This is a genomic window from Steroidobacter sp., from assembly GCF_016790065.1.
Classification (GTDB): Bacteria; Pseudomonadota; Gammaproteobacteria; order Steroidobacterales; family Steroidobacteraceae; genus Steroidobacter.
Map to the genome: position 1 here is coordinate 1 of NZ_JAEUPY010000835.1, position 2379 is coordinate 2379.

The 2379-nt window shown below is 61.6% G+C and carries 1 protein-coding gene; it reads left to right on the forward strand.

Annotation, left to right across the window (positions count from 1 at the left end):
• A partial coding sequence (locus JNL55_RS33500; RefSeq protein WP_293865091.1) for a translocation/assembly module TamB domain-containing protein occupies positions 1-2246 on the forward strand: 2246 nt, incomplete at its 5' end.
• Between the last annotated feature and the right edge of the window lie 133 nt (positions 2247-2379).

Here is a 2379-nt window from a genome sequence, read left to right on the forward strand (position 1 = left end):
GCGGCGCGCACTTGGGACTCGCCGATGCACGTCTTGCGCTCGATGGCATGTGGAAGGACACGGTCGAGGCCAACTGGTCGTTGAATGTTCCGTCGCTGGATCGGCTGTTGCCCAAAGCGAGCGGCAAGATCGTCTCCAAAGGTCAGGCCAGCGGCCCGCTCAAGTCGTTGCACATCACCGGCGATCTGGATGCGCACGACATCAAGTATCAGCAATGGCAGGCGGGTCAGCTCACCATCAATGGCGACATCGACGCGAGCGGCAAGTCACCGTCGCGACTGGTTGCTTCCGCACGGGCGCTGGGCGCGGGCGAGCCGATCATCGAGAACATGCAGCTGAGCGGCGAAGGTACCGCGCTCGATCATCGAATCAGCATGAACGTGACTGGCGCTGCACCTACGCCGCGCGACACGCCACCGAGTGCCGAGATGCAAATCACCGGCACTTACGATCAAAAGGTTTGGAACGCGACGGTCACCACCACCAAGCTGGTCACCGGCAAAGCCGACGACAAAATCTCCATCGCCGAGCCGGCCAAGATCATGGCGTCGAGCGACAACGCGCAGTTGGAGAACTTCTGTTTGATCGCCGGCGCCGGGCGTATCTGCGCGAGCGGTCAGTGGCAACGTGCAGGGGCTTGGGAAGGCACGGTGTCGGGCTACGAAATTCCGTTGGCGCTGTTGTTGCCACCTGCCGGTGAAGAGGCGGAATACGGCGGACGTATCGAAGGTCGCGTGCATGCGTACGGAGCACCCAATCAGCCGTGGCAGGGCGAGGCCGGTATGCGCATCATCGATGCCGCCATCGTCTATCGCCCGCAAGGCGCCGAACCTGAAACATTGAATCTGGGCACCGGCGGTCTGGCCGCCACCGCCAAGCCCGATCGCATCGACTTCTCGTTCGGTGTGCAAGCCTTCACCGATACGTTTCTATTCGCCAACGCTCATCTGGAGCGTAACGAAAGCAACGATCTGATCCATCTGCCGCTGACGGGCGACATGCGTGCCCGCGCCGCGGATGCAAACATTCTTCCGTTGCTATTTACGGAGGTCGACAACGCCGCCGGTCTGCTGACCGCCAACGCGACCATCGGCGGCACGCTTGCCGAGCCGGAGATCAACGGTCGCGTCGAGCTGGCCAACGGCGAGCTGGATTCGTATCGAGTCAACTTCGCCTTGCGTCAGTTGAATGTGGTCGCAGACCTCGCCAGTAACGGCTTGGAATTCCGGGGCACCGGCAAGGCCGGCGACGGCTCGATGCAAGCCGACGGTCGCTTCGCTTGGCAGGACGGCAAATCGCGCGGCGACTTACATTTGCGCGGCGAGAACTTGCTGGTCGCGGACTTGCCCGAGTATCGCGTGGTGGCTTCGCCCGATCTGCGCTTCTCCATCGACAACAATCGAGTCGACGTGGTCGGCGACGTTTTGATTCCGAGCGCTCGCGTGCAGCCGAATCAACTCACCGGCGCAGTCCGCGCTTCGGATGACGCTCGCTACACGCACGAGACCGAAGCGGAACGCTCGGGCCGCACCACGGTCCACAGCGAAATCAAAGTATCCATCGGCGACGACGTGCGTGTGGACGCGTTCGGCTTGCAGGGGAAACTGGGCGGCGCCGTCGGCACCACGGTGCACACTGGCGAAATTCCCGTCGGCCGCGGCGAACTGAGCGTGATCGACGGCCGTTACGAAGCCTATGGCCAGAAACTGGAAATCAGCAAAGGTCAGTTGTTGTTCGAAGCTTCGCCGCTGGACGATCCGGGTCTGGACATCGAAGCCCGCCGCAAGATCGAAACGGTGACGGTGGGCCTTAACGTGCGCGGCACGCTGCAAGAGCCGCGACTGTCGTTCTTCTCCGATCCCACCATGCCGCAGACTCAGATCGTCACTTATCTGTTGACCGGCAAAGCACCAGACTCCGTGACCGGCACCGACACTGCCACCATGGCCTCAGCGCGCGACACGCTCACCATGCAAGGCGGCGGCTTGTTAGCTTCGCAACTCGGGCGTCGCTTGGGCTTGGAAGAAGTCGGCGTCGAGAGCTCACTGGATAGCGACGGTTCCGCCAACACGGCGCTGGTATTGGGCAAATTCCTGTCGCCGCGCTTATTCATCAGCTACGGTATCTCGCTGACGGAATCCATCAACACACTCAAACTGCGTTACACCATCAGCGACAAGTGGGTATTCAAGACCGAAGCCGGCGAAAACCAAAGCGCCGACTTCGAATACACCATCGAGCAATAACGCAAGTCAGTACAGCAGCGCTCGCAACGTCGCCACCAGCGACAACGGCCGATCCAACATCACGTGATGATGCGACTCCGGAATCGCGATGGGACCGCGACAGTTCGGAATGTGCGCGACGATCTCCGCCGCA